The organism is Vibrio sp. T9 (genome assembly GCF_003123985.1).
In the GTDB taxonomy this organism is placed as follows: domain Bacteria; phylum Pseudomonadota; class Gammaproteobacteria; order Enterobacterales; family Vibrionaceae; genus Vibrio; species Vibrio diabolicus.
This window is the reverse complement of record NZ_NIGY01000001.1, coordinates 694073-711995: the sequence shown is the minus strand read 5'-3', so window position 1 is coordinate 711995 and position 17923 is coordinate 694073. Positions and strand designations below refer to the sequence as shown.

General features: G+C 44.3%; 14 protein-coding genes. 5 read left to right on the top strand and 9 right to left on the bottom strand.

Annotated features, from left to right (window positions below):
• Nucleotides 1-106 precede the first annotated feature (106 nt).
• Nucleotides 107-616 (bottom strand): DUF2062 domain-containing protein, encoded by a 510-nt coding sequence (locus CBX98_RS03260; RefSeq protein ID WP_006742150.1) that lies wholly within the window; start codon nt 614-616, stop codon nt 107-109.
• Between the two features lie 8 nt (nt 617-624).
• Between CBX98_RS03260 and CBX98_RS03255 the strand changes: the two genes are divergently transcribed.
• Genes CBX98_RS03255 through kdsB form a run of 5 tightly spaced genes read left to right on the top strand, consistent with a single transcriptional unit; the run spans nt 625 to nt 6591 of the window.
• Nucleotides 625-2883: a DNA internalization-related competence protein ComEC/Rec2 gene (locus CBX98_RS03255; protein WP_109168567.1), complete on the top strand. Its 2259-nt coding sequence runs from the start codon at nt 625-627 to the stop codon at nt 2881-2883.
• A 31-nt stretch (nt 2884-2914) separates the two neighbouring features.
• The gene (gene msbA / locus CBX98_RS03250) at nt 2915-4663 is read left to right on the top strand and encodes a lipid A ABC transporter ATP-binding protein/permease MsbA (RefSeq protein ID WP_006742148.1); all 1749 of its coding nucleotides are present in this window, start codon (nt 2915-2917) and stop codon (nt 4661-4663) included.
• Nucleotides 4664-4668: 5 nt separating this feature from the next.
• A complete protein-coding gene (lpxK, locus tag CBX98_RS03245) occupies nt 4669-5676 on the top strand; it encodes a tetraacyldisaccharide 4'-kinase (protein WP_109168566.1) in 1008 nt (335 codons plus the stop codon).
• Nucleotides 5657-5836, top strand: a complete 180-nt coding sequence (locus CBX98_RS03240; RefSeq protein ID WP_005390649.1) for a Trm112 family protein — start codon at nt 5657-5659, stop codon at nt 5834-5836. The genes lpxK and CBX98_RS03240 overlap by 20 nt, the downstream gene beginning before the upstream one ends.
• Nucleotides 5836-6591, top strand: coding sequence for a 3-deoxy-manno-octulosonate cytidylyltransferase (gene kdsB, locus CBX98_RS03235; RefSeq protein WP_005390653.1), 756 nt, complete (start codon nt 5836-5838; stop codon nt 6589-6591). The genes CBX98_RS03240 and kdsB overlap by 1 nt, the downstream gene beginning before the upstream one ends.
• Nucleotides 6592-6668: 77 nt before the next feature.
• Here kdsB and CBX98_RS03230 read toward each other — a convergent pair whose 3' ends face one another.
• The 8 genes from CBX98_RS03230 to pflB all read right to left on the bottom strand — a co-directional run bounded on the left by CBX98_RS03230 (nt 6669) and on the right by pflB (nt 17795).
• A complete protein-coding gene (locus CBX98_RS03230; RefSeq protein ID WP_006742146.1) occupies nt 6669-8228 on the bottom strand; it encodes a SpoVR family protein in 1560 nt (519 codons plus the stop codon).
• Between the two features lie 11 nt (nt 8229-8239).
• Nucleotides 8240-9511, bottom strand: coding sequence for a YeaH/YhbH family protein (locus CBX98_RS03225; protein ID WP_005390656.1), 1272 nt, complete (start codon nt 9509-9511; stop codon nt 8240-8242).
• A 47-nt stretch (nt 9512-9558) separates the two neighbouring features.
• A complete protein-coding gene (locus CBX98_RS03220) occupies nt 9559-11493 on the bottom strand; it encodes a PrkA family serine protein kinase (RefSeq protein ID WP_005390658.1) in 1935 nt (644 codons plus the stop codon).
• Between the two features lie 486 nt (nt 11494-11979).
• Nucleotides 11980-12480 (bottom strand): YfbU family protein, encoded by a 501-nt coding sequence (locus CBX98_RS03210; RefSeq protein ID WP_005390659.1) that lies wholly within the window; start codon nt 12478-12480, stop codon nt 11980-11982.
• Between the two features lie 136 nt (nt 12481-12616).
• Nucleotides 12617-13282 (bottom strand): energy-coupling factor ABC transporter permease, encoded by a 666-nt coding sequence (locus tag CBX98_RS03205; RefSeq protein ID WP_006742143.1) that lies wholly within the window; start codon nt 13280-13282, stop codon nt 12617-12619.
• A gap of 154 nt (nt 13283-13436) precedes the next feature.
• Nucleotides 13437-14177: a pyruvate formate lyase 1-activating protein gene (pflA, locus tag CBX98_RS03200; protein WP_005390663.1), complete on the bottom strand. Its 741-nt coding sequence runs from the start codon at nt 14175-14177 to the stop codon at nt 13437-13439.
• A gap of 211 nt (nt 14178-14388) precedes the next feature.
• Nucleotides 14389-15366, bottom strand: coding sequence for a lipid A deacylase LpxR family protein (locus tag CBX98_RS03195; protein ID WP_172605913.1), 978 nt, complete (start codon nt 15364-15366; stop codon nt 14389-14391).
• A gap of 152 nt (nt 15367-15518) precedes the next feature.
• Nucleotides 15519-17795, bottom strand: a complete 2277-nt coding sequence (gene pflB / locus CBX98_RS03190; protein WP_005390666.1) for a formate C-acetyltransferase — start codon at nt 17793-17795, stop codon at nt 15519-15521.
• Nucleotides 17796-17923 lie beyond the last annotated feature (128 nt).

The window sequence follows — 17923 nt, the reverse complement described above, 5'->3', positions numbered from 1 at the left end:
CGGTCCTTTTTTGTATTTATCCAACTTGAGCGACATCGTGTTTCATTCTAACTGTTAGGTGCCCCTCAACTGATAGCGCAAATGCTGATTTTTATGCAGTAACGTCTTATCTTATTTTGCGTTTTTGCCAGCTCCGAACCACTGAGTAGCGCCAAAGTCCTCTAATGCCGAAGTAGCCAATAATCGCGGATATGACACCACAGATAGCACAGCCTAATAAGAATGGAGGGCCAATAGTGCTCATCTGTTGCATGATGAATTCCCACGAAAGTTCAAAGTGGAAAGGTTGCGGAGGAACATGCATCACTAAAGCGCCAAGCTTATACGCAAAATAAAATAACACAGGCATGGTGATGGGGTTGCTTATCCATACCAAAGCGACGGAGAGAGGTAAATTGACGCCAAGCATGATTGCCAAACCTGCAGCCATGATCATTTGGCTTGGTAGCGGAACAAATGCCATAAATAACCCGACAGCAAAAGCCCCAGACGCCGAGCGACGATTTAAACACCACAAGTTCGGGTTGTACAACACATTGCCGAAGACCTTCAATGCTTTTTGGCGTTTGATCAATTCATGATCTGGCATGAAGCGTTTTATCAGCTTTCTAGGCATAGGACAGCATGACTCTCTCAGAAAAAAGTTGGACCTTGGCGTTATTTGTAGCGAGCGTAATTTCGTCAGCTTGGTGGCCGACAATACCAGATTGGCGTTGGCTGCTGCTGGGAATAATAACCACTGGCTCAATAATCAAATTACGTCGTGGCTTAATTAGCATAGGCGCAATTGCGGGCTTTATGGTTGTCATCGTCCACGGCAATGTATTGGAGTCTCAGAGACAAGCCCTTTTTCAAGCAGGGGAGAATATTACCATAATTGGTAAAGTTGACAGCCCTTTTACGCAAATAAGTCACGGATATGAAGGCATTGTGGCTCTAAAAAAGGTAAATTCTCAAACTCTGTTACCTTTTCTTAAACCTAAAATCCGTCTTATTACGCCTTTTCCACTCGATGTTAACAGTGAGTTTACGACATCCGTCTCGTTAAAGCCGATTACAGGCCTACGCAACGAAGCTGGTTTTGATGCCGAAAAGCACGCAATGGGTAAAAGCATTATCGCACGCGGTGTTGTTAACAAGGATGTTACCTGGATTATTCGCTCTACTACATCTTTGCGCCAAGCCATTATCGCTGATGTTTCGGAGGATGTGTCCTCCCTTCATCATTTCTCGTTAATAAATGCGTTAGTTTTTGCCGATCGCTCTTGGTTATCTAAGGAGGATTGGCAAGCACTCAGAGACAGTGGTTTACTGCACTTGGTCTCGATTTCGGGCTTACATATTGGTATGGCGTTCACTTTTGGGCTAGTGGTGGGCGGTGCCATTCGTTATGCGTTACCTCAATACCAGCTATTGCCTAGCTTATGTGGGCTGATGTTTGCCGTTGCCTATGCTTGGTTAGCTGACTTCTCATTACCTACTACCCGCGCGGTGTCGGTATGTATTATTTACGTCGTTCTCAAATATACCTTAGTGCACTGGGCTTCCTGGCGGGTACTTTTGCTCGCGGTAGCGCTACAACTGCTTGTTCAACCTTTTGCATCGTATAGCATGAGTTTTTGGTTATCGTATTTGTCAGTTTGCGCAGTGTTGTTCGCAATCAATTTGATTCGGCATCAAAACGGGGGCTGGAAGGCGAAGTTAAAAGTGCTACTGCTTACTCAATTGATGTTGAGTGTGTTAATCGTGCCTATTAGTGGCTATTACTTTTCTGGTTTCAGTTTGTCATCAATTGCATACAACTTGGCGTTTATTCCTTGGTTCGGATTTATCGTTGTGCCTTTGATGTTTCTGGCCCTGTTCTCATCTTTATTTCTTGAAATGATAGCAAAGCCTCTGTGGCAGTTGGTGGACTGGTCATTGCAGCCATTGAGCACGTCAATTCAGTACGCGATAGGCTCCTGGCAACCCATTAGTATAGAAATGACAGGGTTGATTCTGGCGGGAATTATTTGCTTGGTGTTTCAACGATTCATGTTTCAGTACGGGTGGTGTTTGTTACTTGGCATTGTAATTAGTATTAAGCTCACATCGGAATATGATCAGCAACATTGGCGCATTGATGTACTAGATGTGGGCCATGGCCTTGCGGTGATTGTAGAAAAAGACGATAAAGTGTTGCTCTATGATACAGGTAAAGCATGGCAAAATGGCAGCATTGCGGAGCAGGTAGTCACTCCGGTCTTGCATAAACGAGGTTATGAAAGCATCGATACGATGATCCTCAGCCATTCCGACAATGACCATGCAGGAGGACGCTTGTTCATTGAAGATGCCTTTTCGCCACAGCGCAAACTCAGTAGCCAAAATTTTATCGGATATGAGTCTTGTACTCGCGGCGAACATTGGAAATGGCAAGGATTAAATATAGAAGTACTTTGGCCTCCTGCTGTTGTTCAACGTGCATATAATCCGCACTCCTGTGTGCTACGTCTTACCGACCCTATTTCTACGTTCAGTATGCTTTTTACTGGTGATATTGAGACCATTAGCGAGTGGATCTTGCTCAGGGGGCCTGAAAAGTTAAAAAGTGATGTGATGTTGGTCCCTCATCATGGTAGTAAAAGTTCGTCGAATCCTCGCTTTATTGAAGCGGTAAACCCGAGTGTGGCCGTTGCTTCTTTGGCAAAAAATAATCAATGGGGAATGCCGGCAGAACATGTTGTTGCAGCATATCGCAAGCTTGACATTACTTGGCTTGATACTAGGGAATATGGTCAGGTAAGCTTCTCTATTCACCGTGATAATTGGCGCTCAGAAACCAAACGTAGCGATACATTTGAGCCTTGGTATAGGCAGATGCTGCGTAAGGGAGTAGAATGAGAGTCTTAATGTAAGAAAATAAAGCACTTCTATGTCGATAAATACTGATGAAACGACTTGGCAGACGTTTAAGCGTCTATGGCAATTTATTCGCCTTTACAAGTCAGGTCTTGTCGTTGCAGTCATTGCATTAGTTATTAATGCTATATCAGATACCTATATGATTTCCCTATTAAAACCATTACTAGATGAAGGTTTTGGGAACGCTGAATCTGATTTTCTACGCACGCTTCCATTGATTATTTTTGCCATGATGTTTGTCCGTGGCATAAGTGGATTTGTCTCCACATACTGTTTGAGCTGGGTATCCGGCAATGTGGTTATGCAAGTCCGCCGCATGGTATTCAATCACTTTATGCATATGCCAGTGTCTTACTTCGATAAGGAAAAAACGGGCAATTTATTGTCACGTATTACCTACGATTCAGAGCAAGTATCTGCGGCAACCAGCCAGGCGTTAGTGAGCATCGTTCGCGAAGGTGCAAGTATCATTGGCCTGTTAGTCCTGATGTTTTACAACAGCTGGCAGTTGTCGTTAGTGCTGTTTGCTGTTGCTCCCGTTGTCGCGTGGGGTATTGGTGTCGTTTCTAAACGTTTTAGAAAAATATCCAAAAATATGCAGACAATGATGGGCAACGTGACTGCGTCAGCAGAGCAGATGCTGAAAGGCCATAAAGTCGTGCTGAGCTACGGTGGCCAGGATATCGAGCGTCAACGATTTGAGAAGGTCAGCAACCAAATGCGTCAACAAAGCATGAAGTTGGTGACAGCTCAAGCAGCGGCTAACCCTATCATCCAAATGATTGCGTCACTTGCTATTGTTGCCGTTCTTTACTTAGCAAGTATTGACTCGATTAAAGAGCAACTGACTCCAGGTACATTTACCGTTGTCTTCTCTGCGATGTTTGGTTTGATGCGTCCGCTTAAAGCGCTTACTAACGTTACCTCTCAGTTCCAACGTGGTATGGCCGCGAGCCAAACGCTCTTTGCGTTGATTGACCTTGAGCCTGAGAAAAACGAAGGTAAGTTGACAGTTGAACGCGCAAATGGCGATGTTTCAGTTAAAAACGTAAGCTTTACTTATACTGGCGCAGAAAAGCCAGCATTGGAAAATGTCAGCTTCGATATTCCAAGAGGGAAGACCGTTGCGCTGGTTGGTCGTTCCGGTTCCGGTAAAAGTACCATCGCGAACTTGTTCAATCGTTTCTATGATGTTGATAGTGGCTCCATCACATTAGACGGACATGATATTCGTGAATACGAGTTAAAGAACTTGCGTCAGCAGTTTGCGCTAGTATCACAAAATGTGCATTTATTTAATGACACGATTGCAAACAATATTGCTTACGCAACGGATGGAAAATACGAGCGCAGTGATATCGAGAAAGCGGCAAAACTCGCGCATGCTATGGAATTCATCAGCAAAATGGATGATGGACTTGATACCATGATTGGTGAAAATGGCGCGAGTCTATCTGGCGGTCAACGTCAACGTGTCGCTATTGCACGTGCTCTATTGCGTGATGCACCGGTATTGATTCTTGATGAGGCGACCTCTGCTTTGGATACAGAATCCGAACGCGCTATCCAAGCTGCATTAGATGAGCTGCAGAAAGACAAAACGGTACTCGTGATTGCGCACCGCTTGTCAACTATCGAGAAAGCTGATGAGATTCTTGTGGTTGATGATGGCGCCATCATTGAGCGTGGCAACCATGCCGATCTTATTGCAAAAAATGGTGCGTATGCACAATTGCACCGTATTCAGTTTGGTGAATAGACGCGGTGGTTGAAAAAATCTGGTTTGAAAACCATCCAATAAAATACCTCTTGTGGCCGCTTTTGTGGCCACTGAGTGTATTATTTGGATCAATAAGTAAGTCTAAGCGAAAGCAATATCAAACAGGCCGTAAGCAAGCCTACAACGCGCCTATCCCTGTTATTGTTGTCGGCAATATCACAGCTGGTGGTAATGGCAAAACACCAGTTGTGGTTTGGCTTGTTGAGCAACTGCAACAGCTTGGGCTTAAGCCAGGGGTCGTTTCTCGTGGCTATGGAGCAAAAGCTCCTGCCTATCCGTTAGTGCTAAAAGAAGATACGCCTGCGAAACATTGTGGTGATGAGCCTAAGTTGATTCATCGCCGCACAGGAGCGCCTGTTGCGGTAGACCCGGTGCGTTCAAATGCAGTGAAAGCACTGCTTGAGTCAGGTGTGGATATCATTATTACGGACGATGGGTTACAACATTATGCGTTAGGCCGTGATATTGAGTTAGTGATTGTGGATGGGAATCGCCGATTTGGGAATGAAAGCCTCATTCCGCTTGGCCCACTTCGTGAAGGGGTCGAGCGTCTTGCTGAAGTCGACTTTATCATCACCAATGGCGGTCAAGCACATACGGGCGAAATCGCAATGACTTTAGCGCCATCTAAAGCCATTAACCTCAAGACTAAGCAACTTGTGGACGTTTCTGAGTTAAAAGAGCTAGTGGCATTTGCAGGGATTGGGCATCCACCACGATTTTTTCATACACTAAACTCGATGAACGCAGATGTTAAAGTCACAAAAGGTTTTGCTGACCATCAAGACTTTGACCAACAAGAATTAGAAGCATTGGCTCAACAAGGGGCCAATGTGATTATGACCGAGAAAGATGCTGTCAAGTGCAGCCATTATGCGCAAGATAATTGGTGGTATCTGCCTGTATCTGCCCAGTTTGAACCAAACGATGCAGAGCAAATTTTAAATAGAATAAAAGAGGTTAAAGCGGCTTATGGATCACCGTCTGCTTGAGATTGTAGCTTGCCCTGTTTGCAAAGGTAAGCTGACGTACGATAAAGAGAATCAAGAGTTGATCTGCAAATTGGATCGCCTCGCTTACCCGATCAAAGAGGGTATTCCCGTTCTGCTCGAGCCTGAGGCTCGTACTATGAGTATGGATGAGGGACGCTAATGTCTTTTACGGTTGTCATTCCTTCGCGTTACGCATCGAGCCGCTTGCCTGGTAAACCGTTAGCGGATATTGGCGGTAAGCCTATGGTTCAGTGGGTTTACGAGCAAGCGCTACAAGCGGGTGCGGAAGATGTTATCGTGGCAACTGATGACGAGCGTGTTGCTGATGCTGTCTCGTCGTTTGGTGGAAAAGTCTGTATGACCTCTCCTAACCACGAATCAGGTACTGAACGCCTTGCTGAAGTTGTTGAAAAGATGGCTATTCCTGCAGACCACATTATTGTTAATGTGCAAGGGGACGAGCCTTTGATTCCACCGTCTATCATTCGTCAGGTTGCTGATAACTTATCGGGGTGTGATGCTCCGATGGCGACATTAGCCGTAGAAATAGACTCGGAAGAAGAAGTGTTCAATCCGAATGCAGTTAAAGTTGTGGCTAATGAGCAAGGCTATGCGATGTACTTTAGTCGAGCAACTATCCCTTGGGATCGCGATAACTTTGCCAAACAAGACAAAATCATTGCCAACCCATTAATGCGTCATATTGGTATTTATGCTTATCGAGCTGGTTTTATTAATACGTATGTAAACTGGGCTCCGAGCGCATTGGAGCAGATCGAGTGCCTTGAGCAACTACGAGTGCTTTGGTACGGTGAAAAAATTCATGTAGCGGTAGCGAAAGAAGCGCCAGCAGCCGGCGTTGATACGCCAGAAGATCTAGAGGCGGTGCGCGCTATTGTGGCGAAGCAAGCATAACTAAAGGTCACATTGAATTAAGAACGAGAAAGGCTCCTGAATTAGGAGCCTTTTTGTTGCTTATGCCCAAGTATTAGTTAGATGTTTGTGTCATATTGATTCCGTTTAGGGCAGGTCGCTAAGACTTCTCGGTGACCTGTGTCTTTTACTTCTTGCAGAATGACATCAAATCCCCACAATCGGTATACGTGTTTCAGAACTTCTTCGTAACTGTCATCAAGCGGGATTCGGTTATGAGGTACGTATTGCAACGTGAGTGAGCGATCACCACGAACATCGACATTAAATACCTGAATGTTTGGCTCAAGATTAGATAAGTTGTACTGAGCGGCTAAGGTTTCTCTAATGCGTTTATAACCCATCTCATCGTGTATCGCGGCGACTTCAATAAAGTTTTTGTGGTCATCATCGTTGATCGCAAACAGCTTGAAATCACGCATTAATTTCGGAGAAAGGTATTGGCTAATGAAGCTTTCATCTTTGAAATTATGCATCGCGAAATGTACCGCATCTAACCAATCTGTTCCTGCCAAATCCGGAAACCACTCCTTGTCCTCATCAGTTGGTTCTTCACAGATACGTTTAATATCTCGGAACATAGCAAAGCCCAAGGCGTATGGATTAATACCATTAAAGTAAGGGCTATTATAAGGCGGTTGAGCTACCACACTGGTATGGCTATGTAAGAACTCTAGTATGAACTTTTCGGATACCAAACCCTCATCGTAAAGATGGTTGAGAATGGTGTAATGCCAGAATGTTGCCCAGCCTTCGTTCATGACCTGCGTTTGTTTTTGCGGATAAAAATACTGACTGATTTTGCGTACAATCCGAACGACTTCACGTTGCCACGGCTCTAGTAGCGGGGCATGCTTTTCGAAAAAGTAGAGCAAGTTTTCCTGAGGCTCGCTTGGGAACCGCTCTTTAAGATCTTCCTCTTTGGTTTTGGCTCTTGGTACTGTGCGCCACAATTCATTCACTTGAGACTGTAAGTATGCCTCGCGTTCTTCTTGTCGCGCTTTCTCTTCGGTAATGGAGATTTTCTCTGGTCGCTTGTAACGATCCACACCAAAGTTCATTAAGGCGTGGCAGGAGTCGAGCAGTTTTTCCACTTCCTGTACCCCATATCGCTCCTCACATTCAGCTAAATACTTTTTGGCAAACAGCAAATAATCGATGATGGAACTAGCGTCCGTCCAAGTTTGGAACAGATAATTACCTTTGAAGAAAGAGTTGTGCCCGTAACAAGCGTGAGCAATCACTAGCGCTTGCATTGTCACGGTATTTTCTTCCATCAAATAGGCGATACACGGATTGGAGTTAATGACAATCTCGTAGGCTAACCCCATTTGACCATGCTTATAGTTCTGCTCCGTTTGGATGAACTTCTTACCAAACGACCAGTGGTTGTAATTGATGGGCATACCAATACTTGAGTAGGCATCCATCATTTGCTCGGAAGTAATCACTTCTATCTGGTTAGGGTAAGTGTCTAGGCGATAGTGTTGTGCGACACGCTTAATCTCTTTGTGGTAGCGTTCCAACAGCTCAAATGTCCAATCCGGTCCATCTGGCAGCATTTTACTATTACGCTTCTTAGGCGCCTCTCCTGAGAGGTTTTTCGTTGCGGTACTCATCGCTAGCCTCCTTACGCCGTTTCTTTTTGGAATAGTTCACGGAAGACTGGGAAAATATCCTCCACAGAGCGAATGTTTTTCATTGCGAAGTTCGGAAATTCATCGGTGAGCTTTTCGTACTCATGCCATAGAGTTTGGTGCGAGCGTCGCGTAATTTCTATGTAGGAGTAGTACTGACAGTTTGGCAGTAGTTTGTTCACTAATAGATCGCGGCATCTTGGCGAGTCATCTGCCCAGTTATCGCCATCGGATGCTTGCGCAGCATAAATGTTCCATTGTCCAATTGGATAGCGCTCTTTTACGATTTCGTCCATCAGTTTCAATGCGCTGGATACAATAGTGCCCCCGGTCTCTTGTGAGTAGAAGAACTCGTGCTCGTCCACTTCTTTCGCTTGGGTGTGGTGGCGAATAAAGACAACGTCTACATTCTCGTAAGTACGAGTTAAGAACAGGTATAACAGAACGTAAAAACGTTTTGCGATGTCTTTCGTTGCTTGATCCATCGAGCCCGATACGTCCATCAAACAAAACATCACAGCTTGACTAGATGGTACAGGGCGTTTTTCATAGTTTTTAAAGCGTAAGTCGAAGGTGTCAATAAATGGAACCCCCTCAATTTTCTTACGCAGCTCTTCAATTTCAGCCTTCAAGCGGTTCTCTTCAAACTGCTGAGCGGGTTCAATGTTTTTGATACGAGCAAGTTCATCTTCTAGCTCTTTGAGAAGACGTTTCTTACCTGCGGTCATTGCCGTACGTCGTGCAAGAGATTGTTGTAGCGAACGTACTACCGCAATGTTTGAAGGGATACCAGCAGTTTGAAAGCCTGCGCGGTGCGTTTTCCATTCAGTAATTTTGGCAATTTGGTTTTTTTCTAGATTAGGCAGCTCGAGATCTTCGAACAAAATATCTAGGTACTCATCTTTTGATATTTGGAATACAAATTCGTCTTGGCCTTCTCCATCTGGACTGGCATTGCCTTCTCCCGAACCACTACCTTGACCGCCACCTTTAGGACGCTCAATTTTATCACCAGTAATGAACTGGTCATTGCCGGGATGAACTCGTTCGCGAACACCACCTTTGCCTTGATGAAAGATCGGCTCATTGATGTCTTTGTGAGGGATAGAGACGTCTTCGCCCGTTTCCGTATTCGTAATCGAGCGTCGATTCACTGCGTCTGCTACCGACTCTTTTATTTGCTCTTTGTGGCGCTTCAAGAAGCGCTGTCGATTAACAGCGCTCTTGTTCTTGCCATTGAGCCTTCGGTCTATAAATTGCGCCATGAAATAGCCCTCTTCATGTTTCACAAGCGACCTAACTCAATACTGGGTTAGGATGACTTACGTACTCGTAGGTACCACTCAGAAAGTAGGCGAACCTGTTTCTCGGTATAGCCTTTTTCCATCATGCGAGCGACAAAGTCGTCATGCTTCTTCTGATCTTCAGAAGAGGTTTTCGCATTAAATGAGATAACCGGAAGTAGCTCTTCGGTATTGGAGAACATTTTCTTCTCGATTACTGTGCGCAGTTTTTCGTAGCTGGTCCAAACCGGGTTTTGACCATTGTTATTCGCTTTCGCACGAAGCACAAAGTTAACGATTTCGTTTCGGAAATCTTTCGGGTTAGAAATACCAGCGGTTTTCTCGATCTTCTCTAGCTCAGCGTTGAGTGAAGATCGATCAAATAGCTGACCAGTTTCTGGATCTCGGTACTCTTGGTCTTGAATCCAGAAGTCTGCGTAGGTGACATAGCGGTCGAAGATGTTCTGACCGTATTCAGAGTAAGACTCGAGATAAGCGGTCTGAATCTCTTTACCAATAAATTCAACGTAGCGAGGCACTAGGTAGCCTTTCAAGAACTCGAGATATTTCTCTGCCGTTTCAGCAGGGAACTGTTCACGTTCAACCTGTTGTTCTATCACATAGAACAGGTGTACAGGGTTGGCTGCCACCTCGGTTTGGTCGAAGTTAAATACGCGCGACAAAATCTTAAAGGCGAAACGTGTAGAGAGACCATTCATGCCTTCATCGACACCCGCATAATCACGATACTCTTGATAGCTTTTCGCTTTCGGATCGGTGTCTTTTAGCGTTTCACCATCGTAGACGCGCATTTTTGAGAAAATGGATGAGTTTTCAGGCTCTTTCAGGCGTGAAAGAATACTGAATTGCGCTAGAGTTTCGAGCGTGCTTGGAGAACAAGGAGCCTGAGACAGCTCACTGTTTTCAAGCAGTTTTTGGTAAATTTTCACTTCTTCGGATACGCGGAGACAGTAAGGTACTTTTACAATGTACACACGGTCGAGGAAGGCTTCGTTATTTTTGTTGTTACGGAAGGTCTGCCACTCAGATTCGTTCGAGTGAGCCAGAATCATACCGTCGAATGGAATCGCAGATAGACCTTCAGTACCGTTGAAGTTACCTTCTTGCGTTGCCGTCAATAGTGGGTGAAGTACTTTGATCGGCGCTTTGAACATCTCAACGAATTCCATTAAACCTTGGTTTGCTTTACACAGCGCACCGGAGTAGCTGTAGGCATCTGGGTCGTCTTGCGAATAATGTTCGAGTTTACGGATATCGACTTTACCAACCAGTGATGAAATATCTTGGTTGTTTTCATCCCCAGGTTCTGTTTTAGCAATACCGATCTGATCGAGAATTGAAGGGCGAACTTTCACTACCTTAAATTTAGTGATATCGCCGCCAAATTCATGAAGGCGCTTAGCGGCCCATGGCGACATAATCGAGCGAAGATAACGTTGCTCGATACCATATTCTTTTTTCAAAATATCGCCGTCTTCCGTGGCTTTGAATAGACAGAATGGATGGTCATTCACTGGGCTACGTTCGCCATTGGCAGTAAGTACATAGATAGGCATCTGTTCCATCAGAGCCTTAAGCTTTTCAGCAAGTGAGGACTTACCACCGCCGACAGGACCGAGTAGGTAAAGGATCTGCTTACGTTCCTCTAAACCTTGCGCCGCGTGTTTTAGGTAAGACACAATTTGCTCTATGGCATCTTCCATACCATAAAAATCTTTAAAGGTTTCATAACGAGAGATAACACGATTCGAGAAGATGCGGCTCAATCTCGGGTCTTTTGCCGTATCGATTATCTCTGGTTCACCGATCGCCATCAGTAGGCGTTCTGCTGCATTAGCATAAGCGCTTTTGTCATCCTTACACAGGGCTAGAAACTCCTGTAACGACATCTCTTCATCTTTTGCAGCTTCATATCTTGATTGATAGTGGTCGAAAATACTCATGTCGCTTTCCCCTTTAATAGTCAGTCTACCGACGAACGTTGATTCAGGCTTTCCCACCTATTGTTATGCTCCTTGTTGTTTGAATATACGTCCTGTTATCACATTTGGTTCGTACAGAATGTAAGATTGGCGACACCAAAGACTTTGCTTTATGGACAGTTTTTTCATTACAACGGTGAGCGGTGGGTATGAATCTTTCAATCACAGCCTTTCTCTACTTAAGCCTAGTCGGGGATTTGCAATTTTGCTTAACAATTATGAATTTATTGCAAAAGTGACATTTGAATCACTCTTTCACTGAAGATGAATTTATGTCGTGAATAGGTGCAATAGAAATCAGATATTTGGCAAAGACAGAAGGGTCTCAGTGATTCATTGCTCTACATCGCACAAGGGAAGCGTAAGAAGGTGAAAAAGCAGCGGTAAGGTTGTGACAGGGCAAATAAAAAAGGAAAGCGAGTGCTTTCCTTTTCGTAGACGAATATTTTATGCGCTGAAGATTTGTGCAAGCTCGTTTTCGCATAAATGGTACTGACGAGGGCAGTTGCGCCAAGTTTGTAGCATACGACGGTATTTATCCAGCATTGGCATTTGGCTGTTAAAGTGATGGTCTGCTTTATCAAATTGAGGGTACAGACCTTCAGAATCAATAAGGAAGCGTACGTAATGGACTTGTTGGGCCTCCGAAGCAATATCAAACCCAAGGAACTGCAAGCGGCGCTGATCCACTTTGTTACGATCTTCGGTATCGAGCATGTTGTAAGATTCTTGCATCGCGTGATACATCTCCATAACGTCGATGATCTCACGACACTCCGCTTCTGACAGACAGCCGAAATCTTTATTCAACTCACGCATTTGTAGCTCATAGCCACGTTCAACGATCGTTTGTAAGCGTTTGTATTTGGCCGCATTACTTGGATCAAGTTGAGACATAAGGTTGTATTGGTTTGATAGAATCAAACGTTGAGCGTTTGACATTTCCATGATGACCTCACTAGATATCTAATACATTTTTAATGTGCTTAGGTTAACGCTTAAGACATGAGTGAAACATGATCTCAACACATATTTAATACTAAAAAATGGCAAGAACTGTCACTTTTGACCAGTTTAAAAACACTTATTTATGGTAATGATTGTATATGTAGTCTCGGTCTGAAAATACTCTTAGCCACTCTGGCTTGAATACGGTTAAAACCGCCAGTGACATACCATTTAATAGGCCCTCAGGGAAGGCAAGCAACGGTACAAAAATAAAGTAGTTATGTTGAATGGTTTCCCAATCGTAATGACCAACCGATAAATGGTAAAAGGAGTTAATCAGCAGATGCAGGCTTCCTGTTATCGCGCCGTTGAAAAAACCTGCAACGAAGATGAATACAAAAATGTTTCTTGGCAAGTAGTGATAACTCAAAAGAAAGACGAGGTAACTAATGAAGATAGGAAGCAGGGCAGACAATACTAAAGACGTGGGTAACTGCAACAACGACACATCATGTAGCAGGTGGTTGACCAGCATTGCAGGGATACTGATTAGAAAGGCCATACGCCAACCATACATCATCGTCAGCGTTGTTAGCGCGAGAAAATGAATCTGTAGTCCTTCTTTTACGCCAGCTTGAGTTGCCCATAAGATACTGAAAAAAAAGAGTGTTGCAAAAACGAGGTGCTGAAATGCTTTTTCCTTTTCAAGCTTGGGCCAAACTACTTTTTTCCAATCTGGTAGACAGTAGGCGAGCACTATCCAAAGTATGACAACCAGCGAGCCCAAGTTAAACCAATCCATGTTACTACCTTCCTATGCGATCGTGACGCAATCATTTCTATTGTTCTTTTTATACCTAAATCACCTCATAGAGATTCATTGAAGGTACTTAGGTATAGTTAAAAAAATACCAGCAATATGCTGGTATTTTAAAGAGGTTAGTCTTGCTGTTCACTTAGTATTTTACGTTATCGTTGTACTGCGCAAGAATGGATTGAATCTCGTCCATCGTTTCTTTCGGTGGAGGGTTTACCCCTTCGAGTGGGTATTCTAAGCCCAATGCTTCCCATTTATGGGCACCCAATTTGTGATAAGGAAGTAACTCGACCTTTTCGATGTTATCCATATCTTTAATAAACTCACCAAGCATGTGTGCTGCTTCAGGGTCATCCGTGTAACCAGGCACGACTACATAGCGAATCCAAGTTTTCTTTCCGATTTTTTGCAAGTAACGAGCAAAATCCAATGTACGTCGGTTCGATACGCCGATGAGATCTTGGTGCACTTCATCTTTCATGTGCTTGATATCAAGCATTACTAAGTCTGTTGCATCCAGTACTTCATCGATAACATCAGTGTGTTTACGAACATAACCGTTCGTATCTAGGCACGTATGGATACCTTCTGCTTTAGCTGCGCGGAAAAAGTCCCGAACAAATTCAGGCTGAAGCATCGCTTCGCCGCCAGAACAAGTAACGCCACCACCTGATGCATTCATGAAGTGACGGTAACTTTTCGCTTCGGAAATGATCTCTTCAACCGTAACTTCTTTACCATCATGCGTATCCCATGTATCGCGATTGTGGCAATACTTACAGCGCATCAAACAACCTTGCAAGAAGACGATAAAACGAATACCAGGTCCGTCTACGGTACCACATGACTCAAATGAGTGAATACGACCAGTTGTTGACATCTTTTGCTCTCATTACTAGTAAATTCTAGCTGTTATTTTATTACAAAAAGCAGGGTTAAAACAGCTTTGTCGGTACTAAAGGCAAGGTTATGTGAAGAAAGAAAATAGATAGACCAATCTAAATAAATGCTTGATCACAGGGTTGGTTAATACCAAACGAGAGAACTTGCCTTGTATTTAGATTGGTGTGGATACAGGGATAAGTCAGCTTTTAGAAAAAGGCGAACACAGAGAAGGAACCTGTCCCATAAACATCAGTTTGGGATTCTTCATAATCTGGCGTTTTTATCGTAAAGGTTAGGCTTGCACCGTAATTTTGGTTATACCAAGTTGCACCCGCTACGGCGCTTGCTTGCCAATTTTGCAGTGTGACGTCGTATGGCGCGGATGGCTCAGGAATACCAGGGCGATCGCCTTCGATGGTCATGTCATTGAAACGGTAACGACCTTCAAACCCCGTAAATAAGAACCAGCTTGAAGTATCCTGTGCGAGCATACTCGCTGAGAACGGGCTCTCAACACTAATATTGGCGGCTCCGATGCTGCTTGCTAGGTTTGTACCCCAACGAAACATGACGCCTTGAGAGACATCACTACGGAAGTTACCCGCATTGATATCGTTAATGTTGGTGATTTCCCATTGCGTTTTTTGTTCTTCGCTGCGCATCAATTTATTAAATACGCGGTAGCCAAGGCTAAACGCCACTTTATCGTCGATCTGGTAATCCCAACCTTGTGGGTCAGTCGAGCCTGTTATGCCGTGAACGATTTCTTGCGCTTTTTCTGAAAGCGAACTTTCACCTGTTGCACCGATGGTGAAGTTGTAGCGGACGGCCTTATCATCAGTCAAAGAAAGATAGTTGATCTCAGTATGTAGATAACCCGCATATGGGCGATCATTGAGCAGTGGATAATCCGCTTCAATGTCGCTCGGAGTCCACATTTTGTGGCCAAGAACCAACTCTATTTTATCGATATTGGCGTGTTCTGAGTCAGCCAGACTCAGCCATTTCCATTGGCTTTCTTGTTTCAGTTGGCCTGTTGCGTAGGAAAGAAAAATACCATTTGTGTAGTCTTGGTCGACGCCGAAAATACCATCATTGTCGAGTGTAAAAGAGACCGTAGATTTAGTGGATGCCATCGCAACTGGAGAAAGAAGAGTAAGAACAATTAATTTACTGAGTTTCATATACTTTATTTACTAACTTTTTTCGCATCATACGTAAGAATGTGGGCAAAATCTTTCGTAATATCACAACTTTCATTCAAGAAATAAAAAAAGGCTGATGCTTAGAAGCATCAGCCTTTGTTGTATCACTAAAACGTTATTTCATTAAAGTCTTATAGAGACTCTGTGAATGTACGTGCGATTACGTCAGCTTGTTGCTCTGCAGTTAGAGAGTTAAAGCGAACAGCGTAACCAGATACACGGATTGTTAGCTGAGGGTATTTCTCTGGGTGCTTAACGGCGTCTTCTAGAGTTTCGCGGTTAAGAACGTTCACGTTTAGGTGTTGACCACCTTCGATCCCCGCTTCGTGGTGGAAGTAACCATCCATCAGGCCAGCAAGGTTAGCGCGTTGTGAACCCTCATCTTTACCTAGTGCATTAGGTACGATAGAGAATGTGTAAGAGATACCATCTTGTGCGTCAGCAAACGGCAGTTTTGCAACTGAAGTTAGTGATGCTACGGCACCTTTCTCATCGCGACCGTGCATTGGGTTAGCACCTGGAGCAAATGGAGCACCAGCACGACGACCGTCAGGTGTGTTACCAGTTTTTTTACCGTAAACCACGTTTGAAGTGATAGTAAGAATTGACTGAGTAGGGATTGCATCACGGTAAGTCTTAAGCTTACGGATTTTGCCCATAAATACAGAAACAAGTTCACATGCGATATCATCAACGCGTGGGTCGTTGTTACCAAATTTAGGGTAATCACCTTCGATTTCGAAGTCGATTGCTAGACCGTCTTCGTCACGGATTGGCTTAACTTTTGCGTATTTGATTGCAGACAGAGAGTCAGCCGCAACAGATAGGCCAGCAATACCACAAGCCATAGTACGTTTAACGTCACGGTCATGTAGAGCCATTAGTGCCGCTTCGTAGCTGTACTTGTCGTGCATGAAGTGGATAGCGTTTAGTGCAGTCACGTATTGCTTCGCTAGCCAATCCATGAAGTGGTCCATTTTCTCCCACAACTCATCGTAGTTCAGTACATCGCCTTCGATCTTCGGCATTTGTGGACCAACTTGGATTTTTAGCTTCTCATCCACACCACCGTTGATGGTGTAAAGCATAGTTTTCGCAAGGTTAGCACGAGCACCAAAGAACTGCATTTGCTTACCAACAACCATTGGAGATACACAACATGCGATTGCGTAGTCGTCAGAGTTCATGTCTGGACGCATTAGGTCGTCGTTTTCGTACTGGATTGAAGAAGTATCGATAGACACTTTCGCACAGAACTTCTTGAAGCCTTCAGGTAGTTGCTCAGACCAAAGAACAGTGATGTTTGGCTCTGGAGAAGGACCCATTGTGTATAGTGAGTTTAGGAAACGGAAGTTTGTACGAGTAACTAGCGTACGACCATCAAGACCCATACCACCCATAGACTCAGTTGCCCAGATAGGGTCGCCAGAGAATAGATCATCGTACTCAGGAGTACGTAGGAAACGAACCATACGTAGTTTCATTACGAAGTGGTCGATCATTTCCTGAGCTTGTTCTTCTGTGATGCGGCCAGCAGCGATATCGCGCTCGATGAAGATGTCTAGGAACGTAGAAGTACGGCCTAGAGACATTGCCGCGCCGTTTTGAGATTTAACAGCAGCTAGGTAACCGAAGTAAGTCCACTGGATAGCTTCTTGTGCAGTTTCAGCAGGACGAGAAATGTCACAACCGTATTTTGCAGCCATTTCTTTGATTTGACCTAGAGCACGGTGTTGCTCTGCGATCTCTTCACGAAGCTGCATTGTCATTTGTAGGTCTTCGCCGTTCTCGAAACGCTCTTGTAGAGAAGAGAACTGTGCGAATTTATCCTTCATTAGGAAATCAATACCGTATAGAGCAACACGACGGTAGTCACCGATGATACGACCACGACCGTATGCATCAGGAAGACCAGTCAATACGCCAGACTTACGACACGCCATGATTTGTGGAGTGTAGATGTCGAAAACGCCTTGGTTGTGAGTTTTACGGTATTCTGTGTAGATTTTCTTAACTTGTGGGTCAAGCTCGCGGTTGTAGGCTTTGCATGAACCTTCAACCATACGGATACCACCGTTAGGGATGATCGCACGTTTTAGAGGAGCGTCAGTTTGAAGACCTACGATAGTTTCTAGGTCTTTTTCGATGTAGCCTGCATCGTGAGCAGTGATGGTAGAGATAACTGAAGTATCAAAATCAACAGGAGCGTGAGTCGCGTTCTCTTGTTTGATGCCTTCCATTACCTTAGCCCAAAGCTTGTTAGTCGCTTCAGTACCTTCAGAAACTAGGAAAGATTCGTCGCCTTCGTACGGAGTGTAGTTCTTCTGAATGAAATCACGAACGTTTACTTCGTTTTGCCAGTCGCCTGCAGCAAAACCTTCCCAAGCTTTAGCAAATTGCTCTGCCATGACATACCTACCTTTTTAGTAGAAAAAAATACGTACTGCTTCGCCGTTGAGCCAGCTATCCCCAAGTTAAAGAGGGGAACAGTACACTCTTATGAATAACAATATTTATAGTCTTAAATTTAAATGTT